Raw genomic sequence first — 26,762 nt, 5'->3', positions numbered from 1 at the left:
TTGTATTTTGGAGTAGGTAACCTCTTTTTCAGTACACAAAATATCGAACTGCCCTGTCGAACATGTTATAATGATGCCCATCAGGAAACGGAAGGAAAGACGGAAAAGGAGGCAATAATGTTGAAGGAGGCAATATCATCAGTGTTAGTAGACAGGCTTCCTCACAATCTGGCAGTTGCGCTGAGTAGCTTGGCAGAGAGCTGGTCAACAGTGTCGGTTCCGTGGATGCTGGGCGGGAGCTGTTCACTACTTGTGCAAGAAGTTGAACTGGATCGCCTGCCTCGGGACATTGATATTTATGCGGATATTCATGCCGCGAAGCAGCTTCATTCACACCCCCTGGGTATGAGTATAGATCGACAGCAGGTTGACCGTAGCGGCTCTTACGTTTCATTGCTGAGCCACTATGATCTGGAGGGATTTCCAGTCGAGTTGGTGGGAGGATTTGAGGTATTATGTGGCGGAGCGTTATACCGCTTAGAGATCGAGCGACTACTTTGGTCGACTGGTATTCAGCTTGAGCTGGGGAGTGCTTCACTGCGTCTGATGCCGCTCAGTCATGAACTTTTATTCAATATATTGCGAAATCGACCCGACCGGTACAAAGCGATTGCTGATGTCATGAAGCGCGACCCGCGACGTCATATAATTGTACTGAAGCAGTTACTAGTCAGTAATATTTGGAATGAGGAGCAATTGGACAAGCTTGCAGAACTTCTGCCTTGGCCAGAGTTGCACTCTGTCATCCAGAAGGGCAATGAAGTATAAGCTGTGTTATTAGGAGAAAGACGACTGGAGGACCATTCATGAATGTGCAGATTACGTTCAAGCCGTCAGGCAGGCGCGTACAGGTCGGTCAGGGTACGTCATTGCTTCAGGCTGCTCGTAAAGCGGGTGTATATATTCCCACTCGTTGTGACGGAAAAGCAGCCTGTCTGATGTGTAAGGTACAAATATCACCGGGATGGGCTGAATTCGCAGGTCAACCCAGCGATGCAGAGCAGCGGAAGCTGGGACCTTTACTGGATGAAGGAATACGCTTATCCTGCCAGGCCCATGTCCAAGGCGATATGGAGGTAACCATACCGGAGGATAAGCTCAAGGCGGCTATCAGGCGGCAACTGGAGCGTCAGGCGATGGATGATGAACTGTGGTAATGCCGATTATATCAGGAGAATAAAAAAGGATGGTTTCCGACGACTCTAAACAGTCAGGAGAAACATCCTTTTTTATTTAGTCTAGCGACAAAGTCATGGGAGAGCCTTGCCCCGCATATATTAGGTGAGTGGACCCAAACGTAAAATATCGTTTCTGCAATGATCGCTCTGTCGCAATCTATTTTTCAAAAAACTAAACATATTTTACGGAGGGGATACATATGATGGTATCAGTCCAAATGCATGTACGAGTTTACGCCGTTTCGCCGATTCCATCAGTCTCCTGAATCTCGGCGGCGGACGACTTCCGGGCATTTTAAAGGCTGTTCTGCCGCATCTGGGATCAAGCAGTTGGTTGAACACGAAGCGGATGCTCTTTAAGCATTTTTCCTTCGGAGACTTTTGAGGAGGGGATTTCATTGGAGAAAGTGGACATTTTTAAAGACATTGCCGAACGCACCGGAGGAGACATTTATCTTGGGGTCGTCGGCGCAGTCCGAACAGGAAAATCAACGTTTATCAAGCGGTTTATGGAGACGATTGTTCTGCCAAACATTACAAGTGAGGCGGACCGTGCCCGCGCCGTAGACGAGTTGCCGCAAAGTGCGGCAGGCAAGACGATCATGACGACGGAGCCTAAATTCGTACCGAATAATGCCGTCCAGATCAAAGTAACGGAAGGACTGGATGTGAATGTACGTCTGGTTGACTGTGTAGGATATGCAGTAGAAGGAGCAAAAGGTTACGAGGATGAAAATGGTCCGAGGATGATCTCCACACCATGGTTCGAAGAACCTATTCCTTTTCAGGAAGCGGCAGAAATTGGTACACGCAAGGTTATTCAGGAGCATTCGACGCTCGGTGTGGTAGTCACTACAGACGGCACGATTGCGGAAATCCCGCGCAGCTCTTATGTAGAGTCGGAGGAACGCGTCATTGAGGAGTTGAAGGAAGTTGGCAAACCATTTGTTTTGGTTATCAACTCCACGCATCCGCGCAGTGATGAAACACTACAGCTTCGCAGTGAGCTGGCTGCCAAGTACGATATACCCGTCATGACACTCAGCGCGGCGACTATGACGGAAGATGATGTTACAGGCGTACTTCGTGAAGTATTGTATGAATTTCCGGTGCATGAGGTGAATGTAAACCTGCCGAGCTGGGTCATGGTACTGAACGAAGAGCACTGGCTGCGTAGCAATTATGAAAATTCCGTTCGCGATACGGTTAAAGATATTCGACGCCTGCGTGATGTAGATCGAGTGGTCGGCCAGTTTATGGAATATGAATTCATCGACAGGGCCGGGTTGAGCGGGATGAATATGGGGCAGGGCGTAGCTGAAATTGATCTGTATGCTCCTGATGAGCTGTACGACCAGATTTTGGTCGAAGTCGTCGGGGTAGAGATTCGCGGCAAGGATCATTTGTTACAAATGATGCAGGATTTTGCCCATGCCAAACGGGAGTACGACCGCTTCGCTGAAGCGCTGGAAATGGTCAAGACAACGGGATATGGCATTGCCGCGCCGTCGTTGTCCGAGATGGCACTAGACGATCCGCAGTTGATTCGTCAGGGTACAAGGTTTGGTGTGCGGCTCAAGGCAACAGCACCTTCCATACACATGATTCGTGTCGATGTGGAATCGGAATTTGCTCCGATTATCGGAACAGAGAAGCAAAGTGAGGAGCTTATGCGCTATCTGATGCAGGATTTTGAGAATGACCCAATCAAAATTTGGGAGTCAGACATTTTCGGACGTTCGCTGCATTCTATTGTACGGGAAGGCATTCAGGGTAAAATCGCCATGATGCCGGACAATGCACGCTATAAGCTGCAGGAAACGCTGGGTCGTATCATTAATGAAGGCTCCGGCGGTCTCATTGCTATTATTCTTTAAGGCTAAGCCACACCAAAAAATCTTTAAGAGAACTACCGTGGAGAGCAATTTGCTCTCTACGGTTCGCAGAAAACAAAATATTAGACTGACCTCCAAAACCAGACAGGGGTAGCCATGGACGAGAAAATAAAGTCCTAGACTACCTCTATTTTTATTGAGCCTTCGTTTCTCATTGACTGGCTATTCATTAAACGCGAAGTTCTGACATTCTGCAGGACACCCCAAATATTCAAATACTCTGCGTGCAGGTTCGTCTATTGGTAAGTACACTTCAATTCCAGGATACATGTGGCTGCTTACAGAAAGATGAATTTGCTTGTAACGAATAGGGACAAAATCGGCCATGGTTCCCATTCTGGCCAAAATGATTTTGGATTGCTCAACTTCATTTGCTGAGTCCTTTGGCTGCATATTCCAATATTTATTGAGGTCGTCGTATTTTCGAAATCTGTCAATTAACTTTTTATACCCATGGTCGTATCGGGAAAACATGTTATTCCTTCTAAAAGCTTGTATCCCATAAATAGCATGAGACTCCCATTGTTCGAACGACTCAGTATCGAAGGTGGAACGGGGCCGAATGGAAAAATCGGAGTTAAAATGAAAATCAACTTTATTCAGCTTGCCATTCATAAAAGAATCATAGGGGATATCAAATAACTGGCGAAACGGCTCATTTAACCCCTTAATATCTAAGGTATGAGTGACGATCATTGCCGGAAAAGGCAGATTACTCATGATCTGCTGCGCTTGCTCCAGCGCCAGCTCCAGAGACCGTCCTTCCAATTCGTAATGGATCGGAAGATAATCGGCGGCGAGGAGAAGATCGTTGCGCTCATCTGAAGTGCACTCCAGATACTCAGCAATATGGATCATCGTTTGCCGATCCGGTATTCGACGAGACCGTCCAACCAATAGATTTTTATATGTAGGACAGGCCTCATCATTAAGCTCCTGCTGAGTAAATCGTTTCAATAACGGGTGAGATTGCTCGGTATATTCCCGCTGGCGTTTCATACGAACAGCTTCAATCTCTCCCAATACAATTTTTAATGTTTTGTGCTGGAAGTCCTCATCCTTGGGCATGGTCATCTCTTTTCAATCCTTTTCATAATGAGGTGTAGTTCTACACTTGGTACACATGATTCCCTACAGTATACTACATTGTGAAAAAGGGGAGCGATTTACAAAGGGTTCTCAATGACAAACATGGAGGAGATCATATGGTTCGTGCAATTGTAACAGATCCGTTTGCTTCAGGATATTTTGCGATAAAGGAAGTTGCCGCCCCACAGGCCCAGCCTTGGGAAGCGATCGTTCAAGTACAAGCCTTCTCTCTTAATCGGGGTGAAGTTGTAGATGCAAGAAATAATGGAGGACAAATCAGACCAGGCTGGGATTTTTCTGGGATCGTCGTTGAGCAGGCTAAAGATGGCACGGGTCCGAAACAGGGAAGCCGTGTCGTAGGCCTTCTCTTGATGGGAGCATGGGCCGAACAGGTTGCTGCTCCTACTTCATTACTGGCTGAATTTCCTGATGATATTACCTTTGCCCAGGCGGCTACTTTACCAGTAGCTGGTCTGTCAGCGCTCTATACGCTTAGAAAAGGAGGAATGCTGCTCGGTAAGCGAATGTTGATTACTGGCTCGACTGGCGGAGTTGGAATTTTTGCACATCAGCTAGCCGCGCAATCTGGAGCTTTTACAGTAGGTGTTGCCAGAACAACGGAAAAAGCCTTACTTGTTCAAGAGGCTGGTGCTAATGAGGTTATTGTTGGAGATACCGCGATTCCATCGGTTGATGCATTTGGACCTTATCATCTAATTATAGATTCAGTAGGTGGTGATACGCTAGCTGCCTTACTGCCTCAGCTTGTGCCAGACGGAATATGTGTATCCATGGGACATTCGTCCTCACCTTACGCAACGATTAATATCAGGGGCTTAGGTGGTAGAACCTTGTATAGCTTCTTTTTAGGAGAGGAGATAAATCGCTATTCGCCGGCGGAAGATCTGAAATTATTAGGTGAATTTGTTTCCAAAGGCCAGTTAGTACCAAGGATCGAAGTGGAGACATCCTGGAAGGAAATTGGAACTATTGCCCAACAACTGATAGATCGGAGGTTCTCCGGTAAAGCAGTGCTCCAAATAAATTAGATGTGAGCTTTCTCATATTTAAAATAACAAAACAGGATTGTATCTTCGGACTAGGCTCCGTCCTGATTTCATATTTAAGCAGCAACCGTTTTCCGGTATTCAATCGGGGGGCGGTTGTTTGTTGTGTTTTGGCTTTAAAACCGGAAATTTTTCTATATTTCATAAAACCTATTTACATACTTGGTTTAAAGCGATATATTAAGTATCAAATTTGAATCATTTTGTGGATTGAACGAGGGGGAAATGAAATCATGAATATCCAAAAAGAGCTCCAAAGAAACAAAAAGCTAGGGCTAGGGGCTATCATGCTACTGGTGCTGGTTTTGCTGGTCACTGCATGCGGCGTGCCGAAAACAGAGAGCGGCACTCAAGGGACAAGCACTGCGGGATCGAATACAACAAACGGAAAAACGGACAATTTAAATCTAAAGGGTAAACGGGTTGCGTTGATCATGGAGTTTAACACGGGCACATTTTCGCAACAGTATGTTCAAGGCGTAGAAGAGGAAGTTAAGAAATTTGGCGGTACGCTGACTAAGTTTGTGGCAGATAACGATAAGGCTAAAATGGCTTCTCTGCTTGATAGTGCGATTAACCAGCAGTTTGATGTCATTTTGACTGATCACGGTGATGCATTGCTGGAGACAGGACTGAAAAAAGCAATTTCCCGCAATATTCCGGTTATCGTGTTCGATGCTGCCGTCAATGTTCCGGGTGCGGTAGTGCTCTCACAGGATGACCAAAGCATGGCTGAGTTGACGCTGGAGCAAATGAAAAAGGATATCGGCGGCAAAGGTAACATTGTGAAAGTATGGGTTGCTGGATTTGCACCGATGGAACGTCGTCAGGTTGCTTATGATGCATTTTTGAAATCCAATCCGGATATTAAAGAAATCGCGACTTTTGGTTCGGCTCAGAATCCTGCTTTAGATACGCAAGCCAAAATGGAAGCTGTATTAAAGCAATATCCTAAGGGCGAAATTACAGCCGTCTGGGCGGCTTGGGATGAATTTGCCAAAGGCGCAGCCCGTGCGATCCAACAAGCGGGACGTACGGAAATTAAGGTCTACGGCATTGACATGAGCGACGAGGACTTGCAAATGATCCAGGACCCGAAAAATCCTTGGGTGGCCTCGGCAGCCGTTGATCCAACAGATATCGGGCGCGTACAAGTGCGCTATGCATATCAGAAGCTGCATGGGGATAATCCGGAGGAGAAAGTCGTATTGAAGGCTGTATATGTGCAACGCGAAGCGCTGCCAGATAAGCAAATTTCCACATCCGAGCTGTCCCAATATGTGGAGGGATGGGGCCAAAGTGAGCAGGGCTATAAGGATTGGATGAAGGAATATGAAACGTCCAAATAAAATGTTTGCATCATGCAAAAGGCGCGCTTCGGCGCGCTTTTATCATAAGCAGGCGTGAGGGGGCACCATGAGTTCACAAGTATATACATTGGAGATGAAGAAAATCAGCAAACAGTTTGCTGGTGTAGATGCGTTGCGAGCCGTGGATTTTACGGTGCAGGGTGGCGAAATTCACGCTCTGCTGGGCGCCAACGGAGCAGGGAAAAGCACATTGATGAAGATTTTGTCCGGTGCGTATCGTTCCGATCAGGGAGTTATCGTAGTTGGTGGCAAGGAACTAAACATTAGTTCACCGTGGGAGGCCAAAAGGGCGGGAATCCACTGTGTGTATCAGGAGGTTGATTCAGCGCTTGTGCCTCAGTTAACCGTAGCTGAAAACATTGTAATGGACGATTTGTCTGCACCTGATGGTCGATGGTGGGCTGCGCCGGGGGCTATGCGCAGACGCGCGCATGAGGCATTAGCACGTCTAGAGGTAGATATTGACGTACGACGATATGTGTCTGAACTGACGTTGGCAGAAAAACAACTTGTACTTATCGCACGTATTCTGACACAGCAAGCAAATACGATCATTTTTGATGAGCCTACGGCGCCGCTCAGCGAGGAAGAAACGCGACGTTTGTTCCGTACAATCCATACACTCAAGGATGAGGGGGTTGCATGTATTCTCATCACACACCGATTGCCGGAGGTTATCGAACACAGTGACCGTGTTACGGTGATGCGTGATGGTGAGCGCGTGTTCACGGGGCCTGCTTCTGATTTAAGTGTAGGCGACATCGTTACGCATATGCTTGGGAATACATTTGAAGAGGAATTCCCAAAAACAGAGGTACCGATTGGTGAAACGATATTGGAAGCAAAAGGGCTTCACAAAGGATTACGAGTGCACGGCGTTGATTTACAGGCCCGACGTGGTGAAATTCTCTCTATTGTGGGTTTGGTTGGTGCAGGCAAGACAGAGCTGTCACGACTTCTTACAGGAGCAGACAAGCCGGATAAGGGAGAGCTGACCTTTAAAGGTCGCTCCATTCGATTGAGAGAGCCAGCGGACGCGGTAGCTCAAGGAATTGTGTCCATACCCGAGGAGCGGCGTAAGCAGGGGGTGCTAATTGAGGAGAGTGTAGAAAGAAACCTCAGCCTTCCGCTATTGGGGAAGCTGAGTGTCCTTGGTTTCATCAGTCGGCGTAAAGAACGAAATAACGGTAATGGGATTGTCGCCTCTCTCGGTATTAAGACGCCTTCACTCCGCCAGAATGTTAAATATTTGAGTGGCGGGAATCAGCAAAAAGTTGCGATTGGGAAATGGCTGCATTCCGGAGCGGATGTATTTGTTTTTGACGAGCCAACCAAGGGTGTGGATATAGGGGCAAAAAGTGATATTTTCCGTATCATTGGCCAGTTGGCGGAGCAAGGAAAAGCAATCATCTATCTAACCTGTGAATTTGCTGAAGGGATTGGCATTGGTGATCGGATTGCAGTGATGTATGATGGCAAAATTATAAAGGAATTTGCGCGGGGCGAAGTGGAACAGGAACAGCTTCTGTTGTATGCCAGCGGCGGTGAAGAGGTGCATTCATGAAGGAAAAATGGTTAAACGTCTCATTTCGTTACGGTGCCGTAGTTGTCATTATAGGTGTATTGGCGTTTTTTTCATCTACATTACCTTATTTCTGGACTTATGATAATTTAATGGATATTCTAGGATCGATTGCCATTGTGGCTTTCGTTGCCATTGGTGTGACGTTGTCACTTATCGTGGATGGTTTTGACCTGTCGGTGGGAGCTACAGTATCTTTGACAACGGTCGTTTCAGCTTCTTTGATGGTCTGGTATGAGCAGCCTGTTGCGGTGGTCATTATTGTGTCTCTAATTGTCGGCGCTTTGGTAGGACTGTTAAATTCATTATTGATCATTAAATTGCGTATTCCTGATTTGCTCGCAACCCTTGCAATCATGTATATTGTAAGCGGGATTCACAAAACGTACGCTCAAGGCTATACCATATACAATCATATGCAGTTTCCCGATGGCAGCAAGGCGCCGGGGGAGATATCTCCTGAATTTCTTTTGCTGGGGCAAGGTAAATGGTTGGGTATCCCGATTTCGGTTATTTTACTGTTACTGGCTGTGGCGGCGGTGCATGTTTTCTTGACCTATACAAAGCATGGGCGTCAAATGTATGTAACGGGTGGAAATGAGGAAGCTGCTCGTCTGTCGGGCATACGGGTAAAAAAAGTCCGTACTCTGGCCTATGTTGCTTCAGGCGTATTTGCGGCGATTGCCGGTATTTTGTATGCCTCGCGAGTAGGCTCAGGCCAAATTGACGCAGGTTCCCCTTTGCTCATGGAGGCGGTAGCTGCAGTATTCGTCGGTTTTTCGGTCTTTGGTGCTGGTAAACCCAATGTCATTGGTACATTTATTGGTGCGGTATTGATCGGTGTGTTGGTTAATGGACTAACGATGATGAATGTGCAATATTTTGCCCATGATATTGTCAAAGGAGTAGTGCTGGTACTTGCGCTGGCCGTTACTTTTTACGTGTTAAACCGTCGTCGTACTTGAAATTGTCTGTGGACTGTATTACTATAAACCTTGTTCCACGCAAGAAGGGTGCCATAAAACGCCAGTTTCGGCCTATATTGCGGAGGTTAGGTATATTCTATGTATATTTAACGACGAAACGGAAACAGATGATAACATTATGGAAGGCAGTACGCCGCCCGGGTTATTTTATACAGGCGACCTCATATCGGTCATTAACACCGATAACCTTAATGCTGGACTACACTTGAATTGGGAGGTGAATATTATGAATAAAACGGATTTGATCAATCAGGTTTCTGAAAGCACTGAATTGTCCAAAAAGGACGTAACCAAAGCAATCGATGCAGTATTTGAGGCGATCTCTGGAGCGCTGCAAAGCGGAGATAAGGTGCAACTGGTAGGTTTTGGGAACTTTGAGGTTCGTGAACGTTCCGCACGTAAAGGACGTAACCCGCAAACAGGAGAAGAAATCGAAATCCCTGCGAGCAAAATTCCGGCATTTAAACCGGGTAAAGCGCTCAAAGACGGAATTAAATAAGATTTCTTACATATTCCCAATGCGCTGAAAAGACCGTGAATTTGATTCACGGCCTTTTCTTTTTGCCCTGTTTACTTCGTGGTAGAGGTGCTATGGTCTGAAGAAGAGGAAGCTGTTCTGGCGTTTCGCGAGGCATAAGCGATCAGCACCAGGGGTTCACCCGTTAGCTCAGCAAATTCATGCTCTAGCTGTTGAAGCCGTTCGATTTGGGCAGGGCTGAGATTGGCGGGAAGATAGTTTTTCATCAGATCCGTTCCTTTCTTTAATGGATGGGACTGCACGGATAGTATGGCTCGGGACACGCTAATTGTTGCAGGTAGCTCGGGAAGCATGTAGTTGACAAAACTAGCTTGAATCTCCATCATAAAAAGTATAGCTTCGGCTCTCAGGGAGGAAAAGAACATGGAAGATAACGTGACGGGTAGCAGTGAGTACGTCGTAATTAAAGCGAAAAGTAACGGATGTCAGGTTTTTGGTCTGACCAGAGGTCAGGATACACGCTTGCATCATTCAGAAAAATTGGACAAGGGCGAGGTACTGATCGTCCAATTTACGGATCATACTTCTGCTATTAAAATTCGCGGCAAAGCCGTTGTGATGACCAAGCACGGGGTAGTAGATACGGAGGATTAAAATGCAGGCATAGCCTGCTTTTTTTTGTTGTAGAATGAGAGTGAGGACCTTTACTGTAGCAAGCCCACATTATGAGGTAGAGGTCAGGGGAGGCTCTGATGAAACCTTGGATTGTATTCGGTGGCTCCATTCTCATAACCATCGCAGCAGCTGTGTTGCTACCGTCCTTACAGGTGCTGGACTCAGGAACCGCAGCAGTTCGTGAGACACAGGCGACGATTTCGCCTCAGCAACGGGTGCTGCTGTCGGATGACAATCTGGTGGATACGCTGAACGAGCTGCCGTTGACCACACCGATTGCAAGCGCAAGCTGGGAACATTCAGTCCTGACCCTGGATGTCAAGCTGTCCAAGGAAGAAACTGCCCCACTAGAGATTTATCAAAACATGGCGGAGCTTGCCGCTTTTAGCTTTTACGGAACGACGAATGTACGGCAATTGCTGCTTCGGGTGGTGACGCAGGACGAATGGTCAGGAGAACGTCATTTGCTGCTTGCATCAGATATACGCCGGAACGAGTGGACGAACGAGGCATTGGAACAGCTGAGAAGCCGGGAAGGCGCGGAATTGCCAGAGGATTTGAAATCCCGTTTCCGCATTACAGTAACGCCCATGTGGCAAAACAGGTTTAACGGTGTATATACAGATTAGATGTTTCTGCCGGTGGACCTACAGTACTTTAGTCGCGAATCATTTTAAATTGTGATATAATATAAGGCATTGCAATTATTTGAGTATAGCAGAAAGTCATGTCTCGGAGGCTTAGGATGAAACCGTATCGCGTACCCCAATTAGCAAGGAAATATGTGGAATACGACATGATTCAACAACATACGGAAATGCCGGCTTTTCCTGACAGCCGTACCCGTTTGATGTTTGTGTTTTTGAACCGGAATGCGCAGGAGCTGCATGCCAGTGAGGACGAACTGTACGCATTGGTAACCTCACTTGTGCAGATGGGGCTGGATACGCATGATATGATTGATACTCTATCCGGTATACGGAGCCCGGAGGAGATGCGTTCCAGACAGCTGAAAGTGTTAGCTGGGGACTATTTTAGCAGTCGTTTTTATCAACTGCTTGCACTGGCAGGCCGCATCACGGCCATTTCGAAGCTGAGTGATGCTGTATGTGAAGTGAACGCAGGGAAAATGAGTTTGTACTGGGGAATGAAGCAATTCCGATTGGATGCAACTCAGTATTTAACTCAGATGGTTCGTTTCAAAAAGGAACTTTTTTTATCATTCACTTCACTTGTAGCAGAACAGGATCAGGAAATTTGGAAGCAGCTTCTCAACAAATTTGCCCTCTGTGATACCTTAGTGGAGGAATGGGGCAAGCGGACAGAACCGGACAAGTCCCGTTTCGGATATATGTTCTGGCATATTTATGGTAACGGGGACCGGAACGAGCAGGTATTGCTTTCAGAGAGTGGTACTGACACTGAAGCATGGCGTAAGCTGGTTCTGAAATACAAAGCCGAGGATGCGATACTGGACAAGCTTCGCACGGCAGTTACACACATCCGGCAGATCCTGTCAGATGATCAAAATACGGGGATCGAGGAATTTGAACGCATGCTTGAGCCTTTCCTGAAGCTGCTAAATAGTCCGCACCCAGTTGTGAGGGAAGGTTAGGTGAACGTGATGGGATCAAGCGACACCAAGCCGAAAGAACAATTCGTTCATGGCGTGTTCGAAAGCATAGCAGGTAAATACGATTTGATGAACGATATACTGAGCTTTCGCAGACATAAGGCTTGGCGGAAATTTACGATGAAAAAAATGAACATGCATCGCGGCGATACGGCAATCGATCTTTGCTGTGGCACATGTGACTGGACGCTTGCGATGGCGCGTGCAAGTGAAAGTGGTCACATCGTAGGACTGGATTTTAGTCAGAACATGCTCAATGTTGGCGAGCGTAAGATTACATCAGAATCCCGCGAAAAGCAAATTAAGCTTGTTCAGGGCAACGCGATGGAACTACCTTTTGAAGATAATTCATTTGATTATGCGACGATTGGTTTCGGTCTGCGCAACGTGCCTGACCTGCGCCATGTGTTACAGGAGATGCAACGAGTCGTCAAACCTGGCGGGCAGGTCGTATGTCTGGAATTGTCCAAACCTACTTGGCAGCCGTTCAAGGGGATTTACTACACATATTTTCAACACATCTTGCCCATGCTCGGCAAATTGTTCGCCAAACGTTATGAGCAGTATAAATGGCTCCCTGATTCGTTGGCGCTTTTTCCAGGAAGGGATGAGTTGGCTGGCATCTTCCGTGAAGTCGGATTGAAGGATGTCCAGGCTCATTCTCTCACCGGAGGCATTGCGGCATTGCACATTGGAATCAAGGAGAGTCAGCATGTTTAAGAAAATTGCTATTTTTTTGGAAATGATTAAAATTGAACATACGTTATTTGCGCTCCCATTTGCATTCATGGGGGCTGTATTGGGGTCTGTTGTCGTGACAGGCAACCTTCCTTCCTGGCCGCAGATCGGCTGGATCCTGCTAGCTATGGTAGGCGCACGTAGCGCGGCTTTTGGCTTTAATCGTATGATTGACCGGGTGATTGACGGGAAAAATCCGCGCACAGCAGGACGCGCTATCCCGGCGGGGTTGCTCAAATCGAGCGAAGTGGTGATTTTCATTATCGTCAGTTTGGTGTTGTTATTCTGGGCATCATTCAAGTTAAGTCCGCTGGCGTTCAAGCTGTTTCCGCTGGCCTTTTTTATGCTCGTTTTTTATTCTTACACCAAGCGTTTCACTTGGCTTTGCCATATTGTACTTGGTCTGACCATTGGTTTGGCGCCACTAGGCGCGTGGGTTGCAGTAACGGGACAAATAGATTTGACCGCTATCGTACTATATCTCACGATTGCATTTTGGACGGCGGGATTTGATGTAATTTATGCTTGTCAGGATATAGATTTTGACCAAAACGAAGGAGTTTATTCTATTCCTGCCCGTTTTGGTGTAGCAGGTGCGCTGAACATCGCTCGGGCATTCCACGTCATTACGGCGATCGGATTTATTGTATTGTTCTTTATTGCAGATTTAAGCTGGTGGTATCTGGCGGGCATGATTATTTCGTACATTATTTTATTTTATGAACACTATATCGTATCTCCAAAAGATTTGAGTCGATTGCAGACGGCATTCTTTACTATGAACGGTGTACTTAGCACTGTCGTATTTGCCTTTACACTGATTGATTTGGTGGTGCGTCAATACTAATGAATAATCAGGTGAGCGGACATCAAGGCAAACGAATCGTTATTGGTATTACAGGCGCGAGCGGAAGCATTTATGGTGTGCGACTGGTAGAGACTCTGCTGGACTTGCAATACACAGTTCACCTGATCGTTTCCAATGCTGGCTGGCGGGTGTTGAAAGAGGAGTTGGGCTGGAATGTGACTGACCGGGAAGGGGCTTTGAATGAACAATTCGGAGGCCGTCCCGGTTCTCTTGTATACCATCCGTTCACAGATATTGGAGCTTCGATTGCGAGCGGCTCTTATTTGGTGGATGCGATGATTATCATGCCATGCTCGATGGGGACGTTGTCAGCAGTAGCACACGGTTCGTCCGATAATCTCATGGCGAGGGCAGCGGACGTGATGATGAAGGAAGGTCGTCCGCTGATCCTTGTGCCTCGTGAGACGCCTCTACATGCCATTCATTTGGAAAACATGCTTAAGCTTGCGAGACTCGGCGTCAAAATGATTCCGGCTATGCCGGCTTTTTACTTTCATCCCAAGACGCTGGATGATATTGTGCTGTTCCTCGTAGGCAAAGTATTGGACAGCTTGCGTATAGAACATCAACTGTTTACGAGATGGGGGGATTCCGATGCCAACACCGGACACCAAGACAATCACAATCGGAAAAATTAAATATACAAACGCTTGGCCTATTTTTCATTATTTTAATCCTTCTGAGCTTCTCCATTCGGCGGAGATGGTTTCTAAAGTTCCGGCTGAATTGAATCGAGGTATGCTGACTGGGAGTTTGGATATCAGTGCGATGTCTTCCTTTGCGTATGCATCGGGTGCTGAGGAAATGCTATTGTTGCCAGATTTATCCGTCAGTGCAGATGGTCCTGTGCAATCCATTTTACTATTTTCACGCAAGCCGCTGGACGAAATCAAAAACGGAACCATTGCACTTACGAATACGTCTGCTACATCCGTGAATTTGTTGAAAATTTTGATGCAAAAGGCATGGGAAGGTCAACCTTCCTATTTTGACTGTGAACCGGACCTTGACTTGATGCTGGAACAGGCAGATGCAGGGCTATTGATTGGAGATCACGCGATTAAGGCATCTTGGCGAAGTGAAGATCTGTATGTTACGGACCTCGGAGAAGAGTGGAAGCGCTGGACGGGCTACAGTATGACTTTTGCTGTATGGGCAGTACGACGTGCTGTTGCTGCTCAGAATCCTGCCGCGGTGGCTGAAATTGCGAGTGCGTTCCGCGCAAGCAAGCAGCGTAGTCTGTCGGACCTGACGCCTGTTATTTCTGAAGCATGCGAGGAAATTGGAGGTCTGCGAGATTATTGGGAGCGCTACTTTACTAATCTGTGTTATGATTTTGGAGAGAAGCAACAACAAGGTTTAGAGCTTTATTTTCAGTATGCGCATGAACTGGGGCTGCTTGACCGACGAGTGAAGCCGCTTCTCTGGAGTGACAATACGCTGACACGGGTGAAAGAATGAAACGATTGGATTTGTTTGGTTTATTAAAGAAGGATATGAACTTTATAGAAGAAGAGTTGTACCGCAGTATCGACAGTACGGAGCCGTTGATTAATGATACGTCGCTTCATCTGCTTAAAGCAGGGGGCAAGCGTTTGCGTCCCGTATTTGTATTGCTGGGAGGCAAGTTTGGAGAATATGATCTGGACAAGCTCAAGCGTATAGCGGTACCTCTAGAACTGATTCATTCTGCCTCTCTCGTTCACGACGATGTGATTGACGATGCGGAAATGAGACGCGGTCAACCCACCGTGAAGTCCAAATGGGACAATCGGGTGGCTATGTACACCGGAGACTACATATATGCACGTGCGCTGTCTATTGCTGCTGGACTGCCGAATCCTGACATTCACCGGGTACTGTCTAAAGCGCTGGTGCAGATGTCCATTGGTGAAATGGAACAGATTCGTGATTTTTTTAATGTGGATCAGAGTGTGCGTAATTATTTGCTTCGCATACGGCGCAAAACAGCATTGTTGATTGCGGTTAGCTGCCAGTTGGGAGCTATGGCTGCAGGGGCACGGGCAGGTATCAATTCCCTGCTGTACAGCTATGGCTATAACGTAGGTATGGCTTTTCAAATTCAGGATGATCTGCTCGATCTGTGTGGCACGGAAAAAAAGATTGGCAAGCCGCCGGGCAGCGATATGAGACAGGGGAATATTACGCTTCCAGTGATTTATGCGCTCGAACAGCCTGAGCTGCGTGCAGATCTACTGGCTGAAATCCGCCGCATTCAGGATGGGGATGGGCAAGGAGATGCACGCAAAGCGGTGGATATGATCAAAAAAAGTGAAGGAATCGCTAAAGCTGAAATTCTCGCCGACCGATATATTAATAAAGCGCTAAACGCGCTGGACTTACTACCGGATGTCAAAACAAAAAAGACGCTACGCGATATTGCTCATTTTGTAACACGCCGCTCCTACTAAAGTTGTGTATTGGGTTTGCTGTGACAAAATACTTTAACCGTTTCCAAGCTTTCTGTTACAATACAGTTTAGTACTGTATAAATACATTAGATTGGATTGGGAGTGAGCCGATGGATCGTACTTTTTTGATGGTTAAACCGGATGGTGTACAACGTGGATTGATTGGACGTATCATCAGTCGTCTGGAAGACAAAGGCTTCAAAATGGCGGCTGGCAAGCTTGTGCAAGTATCTAGAGAACAGGCAGAACGGCATTATGCGGAGCATGTGGGCAAGCCTTTTTTTGAAGAGCTTGTAGGCTTTATCACATCAGGCCCTGTGTTTGCTATGGTATGGGAAGGGGATAACATCGTTACGCTCTCCCGCTTGTTGATTGGTAAAACACAAGTAACCGAAGCTCTTCCGGGCACAATTCGTGGAGACTTTGCAGCACATACACCGTTTAACCTCATTCATGGTTCAGATTCACCGGAGAGCGCAGAGCGCGAGATTGCAAATTTTTTCCTGCCGGAAGAATCCGTTCGGTATGAAAAAAGTGTGGCGACCTGGGTATAAGTTTAATTACGTATGAAGAAGGATGGTAGCATGACGGATATGGAACTGGGTCAGACGGACCCCGATTACACAGCGTTTATCCGCAAAATCAAGGACAGCACAGGTATTGATCTTGCACAATACAAAGAAGCACAGATGAAAAGGCGGTTAACTACGCTTCGCAACAAAAACGGGTTTCCCAGTTTTGTTTCTTTTTATGATGCCATGATGAAGGAAAAACCTCTATTCTATGAATTTCTGGATCGGATGACGATCAATGTTTCGGAATTTTGGCGAAATCCCAATCGGTGGGAAGTGCTGCGGGATACAATCTTGCCACAACTGCTTGTAGGAAAGCAGAAGCTTAAGCTGTGGAGTGCGGCCTGCTCGACTGGTGAAGAGCCTTATAGCCTGGCTATGGTTCTCGACGGAAAAGGGATTTTGGGGAATTGCTCCATTACAGCTTCCGACATTGATGATGGTGCATTGGCAAAAGCCAAGGAAGGTAAATATTTGGAGCGTTCGCTCAAGGATGTACCTGAGCAGGTAGCTAGCAAATATTTCAAGCCGGATGGTGCGATGTATCGAATTGATGACCGTTTGAAACAAGCCGTGAAATTTCAAAAGCAAAACTTGCTGCTGGATCGGTTTGAGGATGGCTATGATCTCATTATCTGTCGAAATGTAATGATTTATTTTACAGAAGAGGCCAAACATACGTTGTATCAAAAGTTTGCAGCCAGTCTTCGTCCCGGCGGTGTGTTATTTGTCGGTAGCACAGAGCAAATCTTTTCTCCTAACCAATATGGTCTGGAATCGACGGAAACCTTTTTTTATCGCAAAAAAGCATAAGCCTGCGTATATCATCCAAAGTTTTGTAGGAACTTATTTATATCTTTGAGTAATTGATGGTTGGCTTATCAGCAAAGCACGTCCTTTAGCCCCTTTGGCTAAGAGGCGTGTTTTTGTTTATCTGCATACACGTGGCTTTTCTTGTCAAAGAAAGGTGCGTATACTATAATGAAGCACAGTTAAAGATTTTAGCGATGCACAGTTTAACAGTTTAAAGGGGGAACGCGTCATGAGTTTACGTTATTTAACCGCGGGGGAAACGCATGGTCCCCAGCTAACTGCCATTGTAGAGGGTATGCCGAGCAATTTAAAATTGGATTTTGAGGAATTGAATTTTCAGCTGCACCGTCGTCAGAAAGGATATGGACGGGGTCGGCGTATGCAGATTGAAAAAGATACGGCGAAAATTGCCGGAGGCGTACGTCACGGCTACACCACGGGTGCACCGATTGCGCTGGTTGTGGAAAATAACGATTGGAAGCACTGGCAGAACATTATGAATATTGAGCCTATTGAAGGCAGTGATGAAGAAAAACGTCGGGTTCACCGTCCACGTCCGGGTCATGCGGATTTGAATGGCGGAATGAAATACAACCTGAAGGATCTTCGTAACGTGCTGGAGCGCTCCAGTGCACGCGAAACAGCAATTCGTGTGGCATGCGGCGGTTTGGCCCGTCAATTGCTGGCTGAGTTCGGAATCAAGGTGGCAGGTCAGGTCATCCGTATTGGGGAAATCGAAGCTCCTTACCGTGATCTGCCGATTGATGAGCTGATTGCCGTGACAGAAGCCTCCTCGGTGAGAGTAACCGATCCAGAAACCGAAAAGAAAATGGAAGCATATATTGATCTGATCAAGCAAGAAGGTGATTCAGTCGGTGGGGTAGTGGAATGTATTGTAGAAGGTGTTCCGATTGGTCTGGGCAGTCATGTACAGTATGATCGGAAGCTGGATGCACGTATCGCACAAGGCGTCATGTCGATTAATGCATTTAAAGGCGTGGAAATCGGCATTGGCTTTGAAGCAGGAGAATTGCGCGGTTCACAGGTGCATGACGAGATCCTATATGATGAGGAACGTGGATATCACCGTCGTACCAATCGTTTGGGCGGTTTTGAGGGTGGCATGACGAATGGAATGCCAGTTGTGGTTCGTGGCGTAATGAAGCCGATTCCCACACTTTACAAACCTCTGCAAAGCGTCGACATTGATACAAAGGAAGCGTTCACTGCGCAGGTTGAGCGTTCGGATGCATGTGCAGTACCCGCGGCAAGCGTAGTTATGGAGCATGTGGTAGCTTGGGAGATTGCAAAAGCTTTACTAGAAAAATTCGGCGGGGATTCGATTGAAGAGATTCGCGCGAATATTGCATCCTACGAAGAACAACTGGAGCGGTACTAAGATGAGTACGCTGACGGTACAGCTTGGCGAACGTTCTTATCCTATTCATATCGGACGAGGGCTGTTGCATCGAGCCGGAGAGTTGTTGAAGGAACGAGGAATTGCGCAAAAAAGCCCGTTGTTGATTGTTTCTGACGAAAATGTAGCAGGATTCTACTTGGCCACATTGGAAAGCAATCTTCAGGCATCTGGCTACAAGACAGTGTCCTTTGTCGTTAAGCCAGGTGAAACCTCCAAGTCGCTGGCTGTATTTGAGCAGGTCATAACAGCAGCCATTGAGGGCGGCCTGGATCGCAATTCAGCCGTTATTGCACTTGGTGGTGGTGTGGTGGGCGATTTGGCTGGATTTGTGGCGGCTTCTTATATGAGAGGTGTCAAGTTTGTACAGATCCCCACTACGATCCTTGCCCATGACAGTAGCGTGGGCGGTAAGGTTGGTATCAATCATCCATTGGCGAAAAATATGATAGGAGCCTTCCACCAACCGGAACTTGTATTGTATGACGTAGATACGTTGTCAACATTACCTCCTCGTGAGGTATCTGCGGGGCTTGCTGAAATGATCAAGCATGGCTTGATCTGGGATGCTGATTTCGCCCAGTGGTGCCGTGACCATGCGACTGATTTACTTGCGCTGGATGCGACAGCTCTGGAGTACGGTCTGGAAAAGGGATGTTCCGTAAAAGCCGAAGTGGTGTCGCGCGATGAACGAGAAAATGATTTGCGCGCTATTCTAAACCTAGGTCATACGATTGGTCATGCGATTGAAGCCATTGCGGGATATGGTGAGTTTTTACACGGGGAAGCCATTTCTATTGGTATGGTCGGCTCCGCACTTTTGGGCGTGAAGCTGGGGGCAGATCCTTCTTTGGTAGATGAAACGAAGGATATGTTGTCTTCGCTACGGCTACCGACCTCCCTTCCGTCACATCTCGATACAGATCGGCTGCTGGACGCGATGATGCATGACAAAAAGTTCAAAGAAGGCAGCATTACTTTTGTCGTCCCACGTAGCATCGGGCACGTGGAGGTTGTGAAGGATATTTCCGTCTCTTACATCCGACAAGTTATTGAACAGTTAAAAGAGGGGGCGTAACGATGTACAATCGGGGAATTCGTGGCGCGACGACCGTAGTGAATAATGAAGAAAACGAAATTTTGGAAGCAACATGCGAACTACTGGAGGAAATTGTATCCTACAATGAAATTCAGCCGGAGGATATTAGTAACGTATGGATTACGGTGACCCATGACCTGGATACTGCCTTTCCAGCCAAGGCCATTCGTCAGCTTGATGGCTGGGATATGGTTCCGCTCATGTGTGCATTAGAAATTCCTGTGGCAGGCAGTTTACCCAAGTGCATTCGTTTGATGGTACAGGTAAACACCAATAAATCCCAGCGTGAAATTAAACATGTATATTTGAACGGAGCGCAGGCGTTAAGACCGGATCTGGCTTCCCAAGGGAAATAAGCGCCCGTTTTTAAAGTTGATGGTTGCCAAAGTAACATCCCATGAGATATAGTGTGTGTAGCAGAGTTAAGTAGAGTAGAGTTAGCCAGAGACAGAGTTGAGATGAGAAGAGTGCAGCCTTAGTCAATTCCATATGAGATTACAGAGACCGGCGGTAGCAGGTAAGCTTTTGTCTATGAAGAGATATTCTTCTACAGAGAAGCTTATTTGAGGCAACCTGCGCGGTTAGACAAAAGGGATGAGTGTATACTTATCTATTTGCTGTAGTCATTTACATATGGAGCATTCTTATAATTTCAATAACTGACAGCCTCTACCTTACCGGTAGAGGCTTTTTTATATTCTCTCCTTTGGTTCTGCGCCAATTTGGAAAGGAAGTGATCTCATGTTAACGCCGCATGTGGAGCAAGTGATAACGATGGCGAATGAATTTAACCTGATTCCTGTGTACAAAAAAGTGCTGGCTGATATGGAGACGCCGATTCGGATTTTCCGTCGGTATGCCGAGCGGGACCGTGCCTTTCTGCTAGAGAGTGTAGAGGGAGGCGAACAGTGGGCGCGACATTCATTCATCGGTACAGACCCGTTTCTAATGGTCTCGGGTAAAAAAGGACGTTTAATATTGGAACAACACGGTAAACGGCAAATATTAAACGACAAGCCGATTGAAGCGCTCAAAGCATTGCTTCGTAAATACCGTAGTCCGAAACTGAAAGAAATGCCTCCATTTACAGGCGGGGCTATCGGATTTTTTGGATATGACCTGCTTCAATATTATGAAAAGCTACCAGAGCATTCGGTAGATGATTTGAATATGGATGATATTCGTTTTATGTTCTGCGATCAAGTCATTGTTTTTGATCATGTGAAGCAGCAAATTTTGCTGGTCGGCAATGTTCATGTAGGCGAAGGGTTCCGCGATGAGGACATTCGTGCTGCTTATGCTGACGTGGAACGCAAGTTGGAGGAAACGGCACAGTATTTGCGCAAGCAGTCTCAGCCTGAGCGATTAGGATCAGCCTCCATTCCTGATGATGTGGAACTGGGTGAGATCCAATCCAATGTGACGAAGGAACAGTTTATATCAAATGTAGAGCAGGCGAAGGAGTATATCCGCTCCGGTGATATTTTTCAGGTTGTACTATCCCAGCGTTTTCACATTGATACAGAGGCTTCACCTTTACAGGTATACCGCGTGCTGCGCACGATGAACCCGTCGCCATATATGTATTATTTGAAAATGGATGACGAGATCATCGTAGGCACTTCGCCTGAGGCACTCGTCAAGGTGGAAAACGGCCGGGTAGAAACCCGTCCTATTGCAGGAACGAGACCGCGTGGGGTAACGGAGACAGAAGATGTGGCACTTGCTGAAGAACTGTTAAACGATGAAAAAGAACGTGCAGAACATCTGATGCTGGTTGATTTGGGAAGAAATGATTTGGGCCGTGTATCACAGTTTGGCACAGTCAAATGCGATACGTTCATGGAGATTGAACGCTATTCCCATGTCATGCACATTGTATCCAATGTGTCAGGTGAGCTACGGGAGGACAAAGATTTCTTCGATGCTTTCCTGTCTTGTCTGCCAGCCGGCACCGTATCGGGGGCTCCGAAGCTACGAGCCATGGAGATTATTGCTGAGTTGGAGCGGGAAGCACGCGGACCCTATGCAGGGGCGATTGGATATTTAGGCTTCTCAGGTAATATGGACGCTTGCATTACGATTCGCACGATTGTGTTTAAAAAGAACCGGGCCTATGTCCAGGCAGGCGCTGGAATTGTGTGGGACTCGGTTCCGGAAAGCGAGTATCAGGAGACGGTGAACAAAGCGAAGGCATTGCTGAAGGCAATCCGTACGGCAGAAGTGATGTTCCCGGCAACGACACAGCCCTATAACAGCGTCATCAACCAGGATTATTTGTACACTCCGTAACACACAAAAATCTGATTTTGAGGAGGAGACGACAATGGAACGACATGACATGATGCAAGTGGGGTTAAGCCGGATCATTGAGGGACAGCACCTTTCGCGTACGGAGGCCCGTAGCGTAATGGAACAGATTATGAGTGGAAGTGCTACACAGGCGCAAATTGGCGGGCTGCTGACGGCTCTTCGCCTCAAAGGGGAAACGGTAGATGAAATCACTGGTTTTGCCGAGGCTATGCGTAGCTACGCTAGTCCAGTGCAAGCTGAAGAAGGCAGCGGTCGTCTGCTGGACACATGTGGAACCGGAGGTTCAGGGATTCACAAGTTTAATATTTCCACGATATCCGCGATCATCGCAGCTTCGGTGTCTGTACGGGTAGCAAAGCATGGCAATCGTTCTGCAAGTGGCCGTGCCGGGAGTGCTGATGTCCTGGAGGCATTGGGAGTCAACATTCATTTGACGAGTGATCAGGCTAGGTCATGCCTGGACCGAATCGGCATCTGCTTTTTATTCGCACAGCTGTATCATCCGTCTATGAAGCATGCCGCCGCGCCGCGCCGCGAGCTGGGTGTGCGGACGGTATTCAATATGCTAGGTCCTTTGACGAATCCGGCTGGTGCGGATCGGCAGCTGTTGGGCATTTATGACGCCAACAAAACGGAAGTCATTGCCGAGGTATTGAACCAGCTCGGCTCCAAACGGGCCATGGTTGTCAGTAGTCTGGATGGGCTGGATGAAATTAGTATTTCAGCTGCGACACGAGTATCCGAACTGAAGGACGGCAAGGTTCACACGTTCGAGCTTCATCCGTCGGATCTGGGCTTGCAGACGCATTCTCTTGATCAGGTGCTGGGCGGCGACGTACAGGTTAACGCAGATATCATACGACGAATTTTAAACGGAGAGCATGGAGCTTATCGGGATGTTGTGTTAGCGAATGCAGGAGCGTGCATTTATGTATCAGGTGCAACGGCTACCTTGACGGCCGGAGTAGCACGAGCGGCAGAAGCCATTGACTCGGGACTGGCACTTTCTAAGCTGGATCAATTAATACAGGCAACGGGGGAATATCAATATGTATCTTGACAAAATTGTGGTGACGAAGCGACAAGAAGTGGAGCAGCTTAAGGAGCATTTTCAAATAAGTAAAGCTGAACGATTAATTGCTGATTTACCTGCGACGAGAGGATTCGAAAATGCGATCGCGAGCAGACGCAATCGTCCGCTCGGACTGATTGCTGAGGTGAAGAAGGCTTCCCCATCCAAAGGGCTGATTCGACCGGATTTCCATCCGGTGGACATTGCACGTGCATATGAGGGAGCAGGAGCGGATTGCATTTCTGTACTGACAGATGTGACGTATTTTCAGGGGAGCCCTGAATATTTACAGCAAATTCGCGATCAGGTGAAGATTCCGCTGCTGCGAAAGGATTTTATCATTGATGAACGGCAAATATATGAAGCTCGTCTGCTGGGAGCGGATGCGGTGCTATTGATTGCCGCTATCCTGGAACCCCGTGTATTAGGGTCTTTTTTACAGATTGCCAAGGACCTTGGGCTGGACGCGTTGGTAGAGGTGCATGACAGTGAGGAGCTTAAAGCGGTGCTGGAGCTGGGGACAGCAACCTTAATTGGCGTAAATAACCGAAATCTGCGGACATTCGAGACTCGTCTCCAGACGACAGAGGAGCTGATCTCACTAATTCCTAAAGGGGTTACGTTCATCAGTGAGAGCGGAATTGCGGGACCGGAAGATGTTAATTATCTGCATTCGGTAGGTGCACACGGTATCTTGGTTGGGGAGCATCTGATGCGCAAGGAAGATGTAGGACAGGCTGTAGCCGAATTAATGGACGGGGTTAAAGCATGAACAAAACGGGCGTAAAAATTTGTGGACTTCAAAGCGTTGAAGTGCTAAAATCTATGGTAAACTTACCGGTCGATTATATAGGTTTTGTGTTTGCTGACAGCAAGCGCCGGATTGACGGCGTACAGGCTGGAAAGCTGCTTCGCGTATTAGATGAATGGACCTCAGGCAGCAGACCGCGCAGCGTGGGTGTATTTGTGAACCCTGGTGATGCACTGTTAAATGATGTGATGGAGAAAGCACCCTTGGATGTCATACAGCTGCATGGACAGGAGAGTCCGCAGCGCTGTCGGGAGATTAGGGAGCATTTTGGTATACAGGTATTCAAGGCATGGTCTGTGGACAGTCAAGGACAAACAGAACGCTCGGCGGACGAATTGGATGCCTATGTCGGGACAATTGACGCTTTATTGCTGGATACATACGATCCCCTGTATGGCGGCGGCTCCGGAAAAACGTTTGCGTGGGATCGAATTCCTGCCTATCAGGCTTGGACCCATCAACATGGAATTCCTTTGTTTGTAGCCGGCGGGTTGACTGCCGATAATGCGGAAAAGCTGGTTCATGAGTATCATCCCCATGGGCTGGATGTATCCAGCGGTGTAGAGACGAACGGAGTCAAGGACATTGCAAAAATCACAGCATTTGTGGAAAGGGTGAAGCAGGCATGACACAATTACCTGATAACAACGGACGTTTTGGAACATTTGGAGGACGTTTTGTACCGGAAACGTTGATGAACGCACTGATTGAATTGGAGGAATCCTACCGTAAGTACGCGGATGATCCCGAGTTTAAAGCAGAGTTGAACGGGCTCCTTAAGGACTATTCTGGTCGGGAAACGCCGCTTTATTATGCGGAGCGTCTGAGTCAGCATTTGGGCGGAGCTAAAATTTACTTGAAGCGCGAAGATTTAAATCATACCGGTGCCCACAAAATCAATAATGCATTAGCTCAGGGATTGCTGGCGAAGCGTATGGGGAAACAGAAGGTCATTGCTGAAACAGGCGCAGGACAGCATGGTGTCGCGACAGCGACTGTGGCTGCGTTGCTCGGATTGGAATGCAAGGTGTTTATGGGCGAAGAGGATACTGTGCGCCAGCAGCTGAACGTCTTTCGGATGCAGCTTTTGGGTGCAGAGGTCATTCCGGTGACATCAGGTACACGTACACTTAAGGATGCCGGGAATGAAGCTTTGCGTTACTGGGTCAGCCATGTCCATGATACGTTCTATATTTTGGGTTCAGCTGTCGGCCCGCACCCGTATCCGATGATGGTGCGGGACTTCCAACGTGTGATTGGTGATGAAACACGTCGCCAGATCCTAGAGAAGGAAGGCAGACTTCCGGATGTCATCGTGGCAGCGATCGGTGGCGGAAGCAATGCCATCGGCATGTTTTATCCTTTTATTGAGGATCAGGGTGTCGCATTGATTGGCGTGGAGGCCGCTGGAAAAGGTGTCGAAACGGAATTCCATGCAGCTACGATGACCAAGGGAACACAAGGGGTCTTCCAAGGCTCTATGAGTTATCTGCTTCAGGATGAGTACGGACAAGTGCAACCTGCGCATTCCATCTCGGCTGGATTAGATTATCCAGGTGTTGGACCGGAGCATTCATACCTGAAAGATATTGAGCGGGCCAAATATGTTCCGATCACGGATCAGGAAGCGCTGGATGCGCTTCAGCTCCTCTGCCGTACCGAAGGAATACTTCCTGCATTAGAGTCGGCACATGCAGTTGCGCAGGTCGTCAAGCTGGCACCTACGTTGACGGCAGATGATATTATCGTTATTTGTTTGTCTGGACGCGGGGATAAAGATGTGGACTCCATTATCAAGTATTTGGGAGGAAATCCGTCATGAATTTAATTGATCAGGCGTTTGGTCGCCTTAAAAATGAAGGCAAAACGGCATTAATTCCTTTTCTGACGGTAGGCGACCCGGATGTGGATACTACAATAGAGATCATTCGGCAGTTAGAGTCGGCCGGAGCTGACATATTGGAACTGGGTGTACCCTATTCCGACCCGCTGGCTGACGGTCCTGTAATTCAGCGCGCGTCTGAGCGTGCACTGAAACGGCAAATTTCCATTCGCACGTGCATGGAGACAGCTTCTCTGGCCAGGGCGGCAGGTTCAAGTCTGCCTTTTATTCTGTTCACGTATTATAACCCTGTATTACAGATGGGCATGGATGCTTTCTTTGCAGGCTTGCAGGAACACGGTATCAGCGGTCTGATTATTCCGGACCTTCCGCTTGAGGAAGCGGAGGAGCTGGGAGGACGGGCCGCAGAGGTGGGTGTGCATCTGATTCCTCTGGTGGCTCCAACATCTGAACAGCGGATCGAACGAATTGTCCGTCAGGCCCGTGGATTTGTATACTGTGTATCTTCGCTGGGTGTAACTGGGGAAAGAGCTTCCTTTTTTGAAGGTATAGAGGGCTTTATCGCGCAGGTCAAACGGCATACGGATATTCCGGTAGCGGTTGGCTTCGGGATCTCTACTCAAGAGCAGGTAGTCCGGTTTTCAAACATTTGCGATGGAGTTGTGGTCGGCAGTGCAATTGTACGTCAGGTGGAGGAGGCCATTCCATTGCTGAATGATTCTGCGCGCAGGCAAGAAGGTCTTTTGCAAATTCATAATTTTGTGGCACAATTAAAGCAGTAACTGTCAAAATAGAAAGTAATAAATATGTTCTGATTGGATAGAGGAGGTA

At 47.5% G+C, this 26,762-nt stretch carries 29 protein-coding genes; 27 read left to right on the top strand and 2 right to left on the bottom strand.

Going from position 1 to position 26,762, the window contains the following annotated elements; genetic code table 11:
* Positions 1 to 117 precede the first annotated feature (117 nt).
* The 3 genes from ACYCSE_RS24805 (at position 118) to spoIVA (ending at position 3,055) form a co-directional block, all read left to right on the top strand.
* Positions 118 to 768, top strand: a complete 651-nt coding sequence (locus ACYCSE_RS24805; RefSeq protein WP_446674693.1) for a hypothetical protein — start codon at positions 118 to 120, stop codon at positions 766 to 768.
* A 38-nt stretch (positions 769 to 806) separates the two neighbouring features.
* Positions 807 to 1,157: a 2Fe-2S iron-sulfur cluster-binding protein gene (locus tag ACYCSE_RS24800; protein WP_459700445.1), complete on the top strand. Its 351-nt coding sequence runs from the start codon at positions 807 to 809 to the stop codon at positions 1,155 to 1,157.
* A 419-nt stretch (positions 1,158 to 1,576) separates the two neighbouring features.
* Positions 1,577 to 3,055 (top strand): stage IV sporulation protein A, encoded by a 1,479-nt coding sequence (gene spoIVA, locus ACYCSE_RS24795; RefSeq protein ID WP_023989182.1) that lies wholly within the window; start codon positions 1,577 to 1,579, stop codon positions 3,053 to 3,055.
* Positions 3,056 to 3,235: 180 nt separating this feature from the next.
* Here the strand turns inward: spoIVA and ACYCSE_RS24790 are convergent, their stop codons facing one another.
* Entirely contained in the window at positions 3,236 to 4,147 is a 912-nt protein-coding gene (locus ACYCSE_RS24790) for an MmyB family transcriptional regulator (protein ID WP_459700443.1), read from the bottom strand.
* Positions 4,148 to 4,278: 131 nt separating this feature from the next.
* Between ACYCSE_RS24790 and ACYCSE_RS24785 the strand changes: the two genes are divergently transcribed.
* From ACYCSE_RS24785 to ACYCSE_RS24765, 5 genes are all read left to right on the top strand, one after another.
* Positions 4,279 to 5,211 carry a zinc-binding dehydrogenase gene (locus ACYCSE_RS24785; RefSeq protein WP_061829222.1) on the top strand — a complete coding sequence of 311 codons (933 nt, stop codon included), beginning with the start codon at positions 4,279 to 4,281 and terminating at the stop codon, positions 5,209 to 5,211.
* 251 nt (positions 5,212 to 5,462) lie between these two features.
* Positions 5,463 to 6,578, top strand: a complete 1,116-nt coding sequence (locus tag ACYCSE_RS24780) for a sugar ABC transporter substrate-binding protein (protein WP_250268708.1) — start codon at positions 5,463 to 5,465, stop codon at positions 6,576 to 6,578.
* A gap of 67 nt (positions 6,579 to 6,645) precedes the next feature.
* Positions 6,646 to 8,163 carry a sugar ABC transporter ATP-binding protein gene (locus ACYCSE_RS24775; protein WP_459700440.1) on the top strand — a complete coding sequence of 506 codons (1,518 nt, stop codon included), beginning with the start codon at positions 6,646 to 6,648 and terminating at the stop codon, positions 8,161 to 8,163.
* Positions 8,160 to 9,146, top strand: coding sequence for an ABC transporter permease (locus ACYCSE_RS24770; RefSeq protein ID WP_459700439.1), 987 nt, complete (start codon positions 8,160 to 8,162; stop codon positions 9,144 to 9,146). Before ACYCSE_RS24775 ends, ACYCSE_RS24770 begins: the two co-directional genes overlap by 4 nt.
* Before the next feature lie 247 nt (positions 9,147 to 9,393).
* Complete coding sequence (locus tag ACYCSE_RS24765; protein WP_013310732.1) at positions 9,394 to 9,666, top strand: HU family DNA-binding protein; 273 nt, start codon at positions 9,394 to 9,396, stop codon at positions 9,664 to 9,666.
* Positions 9,667 to 9,737: 71 nt separating this feature from the next.
* Here ACYCSE_RS24765 and ACYCSE_RS24760 read toward each other — a convergent pair whose 3' ends face one another.
* Positions 9,738 to 10,031: a hypothetical protein gene (locus ACYCSE_RS24760; RefSeq protein WP_250261099.1), complete on the bottom strand. Its 294-nt coding sequence runs from the start codon at positions 10,029 to 10,031 to the stop codon at positions 9,738 to 9,740.
* A 37-nt stretch (positions 10,032 to 10,068) separates the two neighbouring features.
* Here ACYCSE_RS24760 and mtrB point away from each other — a divergent pair, with 37 nt between their 5' ends.
* The 19 genes from mtrB to trpA all read left to right on the top strand — a co-directional run bounded on the left by mtrB (position 10,069) and on the right by trpA (position 26,713).
* Positions 10,069 to 10,299 (top strand): trp RNA-binding attenuation protein MtrB, encoded by a 231-nt coding sequence (mtrB, locus tag ACYCSE_RS24755; protein ID WP_013310730.1) that lies wholly within the window; start codon positions 10,069 to 10,071, stop codon positions 10,297 to 10,299.
* A 98-nt stretch (positions 10,300 to 10,397) separates the two neighbouring features.
* Positions 10,398 to 10,949, top strand: coding sequence for a hypothetical protein (locus ACYCSE_RS24750; RefSeq protein WP_023989175.1), 552 nt, complete (start codon positions 10,398 to 10,400; stop codon positions 10,947 to 10,949).
* Positions 10,950 to 11,065: 116 nt separating this feature from the next.
* Entirely contained in the window at positions 11,066 to 11,935 is an 870-nt protein-coding gene (locus tag ACYCSE_RS24745; RefSeq protein ID WP_250261100.1) for a heptaprenyl diphosphate synthase component 1, read from the top strand.
* A 9-nt stretch (positions 11,936 to 11,944) separates the two neighbouring features.
* Entirely contained in the window at positions 11,945 to 12,673 is a 729-nt protein-coding gene (locus ACYCSE_RS24740; RefSeq protein ID WP_023989173.1) for a demethylmenaquinone methyltransferase, read from the top strand.
* Positions 12,666 to 13,538 (top strand): UbiA-like polyprenyltransferase, encoded by an 873-nt coding sequence (locus tag ACYCSE_RS24735; protein WP_061829215.1) that lies wholly within the window; start codon positions 12,666 to 12,668, stop codon positions 13,536 to 13,538. Before ACYCSE_RS24740 ends, ACYCSE_RS24735 begins: the two co-directional genes overlap by 8 nt.
* Entirely contained in the window at positions 13,538 to 14,197 is a 660-nt protein-coding gene (locus tag ACYCSE_RS24730; protein ID WP_459700436.1) for a UbiX family flavin prenyltransferase, read from the top strand. The genes ACYCSE_RS24735 and ACYCSE_RS24730 overlap by 1 nt, the downstream gene beginning before the upstream one ends.
* A complete protein-coding gene (locus tag ACYCSE_RS24725; protein ID WP_459700435.1) occupies positions 14,154 to 15,020 on the top strand; it encodes a menaquinone biosynthetic enzyme MqnA/MqnD family protein in 867 nt (288 codons plus the stop codon). The genes ACYCSE_RS24730 and ACYCSE_RS24725 overlap by 44 nt, the downstream gene beginning before the upstream one ends.
* Entirely contained in the window at positions 15,017 to 15,991 is a 975-nt protein-coding gene (locus ACYCSE_RS24720; protein ID WP_459700433.1) for a polyprenyl synthetase family protein, read from the top strand. The genes ACYCSE_RS24725 and ACYCSE_RS24720 overlap by 4 nt, the downstream gene beginning before the upstream one ends.
* Positions 15,992 to 16,101: 110 nt before the next feature.
* A complete protein-coding gene (gene ndk, locus ACYCSE_RS24715) occupies positions 16,102 to 16,545 on the top strand; it encodes a nucleoside-diphosphate kinase (protein WP_061829211.1) in 444 nt (147 codons plus the stop codon).
* Between the two features lie 30 nt (positions 16,546 to 16,575).
* Entirely contained in the window at positions 16,576 to 17,376 is an 801-nt protein-coding gene (locus tag ACYCSE_RS24710) for a CheR family methyltransferase (RefSeq protein WP_023989169.1), read from the top strand.
* 229 nt (positions 17,377 to 17,605) lie between these two features.
* Positions 17,606 to 18,775 (top strand): chorismate synthase, encoded by a 1,170-nt coding sequence (gene aroC, locus ACYCSE_RS24705; protein ID WP_452567054.1) that lies wholly within the window; start codon positions 17,606 to 17,608, stop codon positions 18,773 to 18,775.
* Position 18,776: 1 nt separating this feature from the next.
* A complete protein-coding gene (gene aroB, locus ACYCSE_RS24700) occupies positions 18,777 to 19,871 on the top strand; it encodes a 3-dehydroquinate synthase (RefSeq protein ID WP_235309590.1) in 1,095 nt (364 codons plus the stop codon).
* A 2-nt stretch (positions 19,872 to 19,873) separates the two neighbouring features.
* Complete coding sequence (aroH, locus tag ACYCSE_RS24695; protein ID WP_459700432.1) at positions 19,874 to 20,248, top strand: chorismate mutase; 375 nt, start codon at positions 19,874 to 19,876, stop codon at positions 20,246 to 20,248.
* A 385-nt stretch (positions 20,249 to 20,633) separates the two neighbouring features.
* Positions 20,634 to 22,184 carry an anthranilate synthase component I gene (gene trpE / locus ACYCSE_RS24690; protein WP_235309591.1) on the top strand — a complete coding sequence of 517 codons (1,551 nt, stop codon included), beginning with the start codon at positions 20,634 to 20,636 and terminating at the stop codon, positions 22,182 to 22,184.
* Between the two features lie 34 nt (positions 22,185 to 22,218).
* Complete coding sequence (gene trpD / locus ACYCSE_RS24685) at positions 22,219 to 23,265, top strand: anthranilate phosphoribosyltransferase (protein WP_459700429.1); 1,047 nt, start codon at positions 22,219 to 22,221, stop codon at positions 23,263 to 23,265.
* Entirely contained in the window at positions 23,255 to 24,049 is a 795-nt protein-coding gene (gene trpC / locus ACYCSE_RS24680; RefSeq protein ID WP_069289827.1) for an indole-3-glycerol phosphate synthase TrpC, read from the top strand. Before trpD ends, trpC begins: the two co-directional genes overlap by 11 nt.
* Positions 24,046 to 24,717: a phosphoribosylanthranilate isomerase gene (locus tag ACYCSE_RS24675; protein ID WP_459700427.1), complete on the top strand. Its 672-nt coding sequence runs from the start codon at positions 24,046 to 24,048 to the stop codon at positions 24,715 to 24,717. The genes trpC and ACYCSE_RS24675 overlap by 4 nt, the downstream gene beginning before the upstream one ends.
* The gene (gene trpB, locus ACYCSE_RS24670; protein ID WP_069289825.1) at positions 24,714 to 25,910 is read left to right on the top strand and encodes a tryptophan synthase subunit beta; all 1,197 of its coding nucleotides are present in this window, start codon (positions 24,714 to 24,716) and stop codon (positions 25,908 to 25,910) included. Before ACYCSE_RS24675 ends, trpB begins: the two co-directional genes overlap by 4 nt.
* Entirely contained in the window at positions 25,907 to 26,713 is an 807-nt protein-coding gene (trpA, locus tag ACYCSE_RS24665; protein ID WP_442435879.1) for a tryptophan synthase subunit alpha, read from the top strand. The genes trpB and trpA overlap by 4 nt, the downstream gene beginning before the upstream one ends.
* Positions 26,714 to 26,762: the final 49 nt, after the last annotated feature.

Source organism: Paenibacillus sp. SEL1 (genome assembly GCF_054602535.1).
This window is presented reverse-complemented; position numbering and strand designations above follow the sequence as displayed.